Raw genomic sequence first — 719 nt, 5'->3', positions numbered from 1 at the left:
GAGATGAAGATGGACGCGACCGAGCCCAACCAGGGCCAGTTCAGCTACGGCAACGCCGACCGGATCGTCAACCAGGCGCGGAGTCAGGGCAAGCGGGTGCGCGGGCACGCGCTGGCCTGGCACTCCCAGCAGCCGGGGTGGATGCAGCGCATGGAGGGTTCGGCGCTGCGGCAGGCGATGCTCAACCACGTCACCCAGGTCGCCTCCTACTACCGGGGCAAGATCTACGCCTGGGACGTGGTCAACGAGGCCTTCGCCGACGGCAGCAGCGGCGGGCGCCGGGACTCCAACCTGCAGCGCACGGGCAACGACTGGATCGAGGCCGCCTTCCGCGCCGCGCGGGCCGCCGATCCGGGCGCCAAGCTGTGCTACAACGACTACAACACCGACAACTGGTCGCACGCCAAGACCCAGGGCGTGTACCGGATGGTGCAGGACTTCAAGTCCCGCGGTGTGCCGATCGACTGCGTGGGCTTCCAGGCGCACTTCAACAGCGGCAACCCGGTGCCGAGCAACTACCACACCACGCTGCAGAACTTCGCCAACCTGGGCGTGGACGTGCAGATCACCGAGCTGGACATCGAGGGCTCGGGGTCCAGCCAGGCCGAGCAGTTCAAGGGCGTCACCCAGGCCTGCCTGGCGGTGGCGCGCTGCACCGGCATCACCGTGTGGGGCATCCGCGACAGCGACTCCTGGCGCGCCTCGGGCACCCCGCTGCT

At 69.0% G+C, this 719-nt stretch carries 1 protein-coding gene; it reads left to right on the top strand.

What is annotated here, in order from left to right; genetic code table 11:
* Positions 1 to 9 precede the first annotated feature (9 nt).
* The coding region (locus IEZ00_RS36015; protein ID WP_229796453.1) for a glycoside hydrolase family 10 protein at positions 10 to 719 on the top strand (710 nt) is incomplete at its 3' end.

The organism is Saccharothrix coeruleofusca (genome assembly GCF_014648515.1).
Classification (GTDB): domain Bacteria; phylum Actinomycetota; class Actinomycetes; order Mycobacteriales; family Pseudonocardiaceae; genus Actinosynnema; species Actinosynnema coeruleofuscum.
The sequence above is the reverse complement of the archived record's forward strand: the minus strand, read 5'-3'. Positions and strand labels throughout refer to the sequence as shown.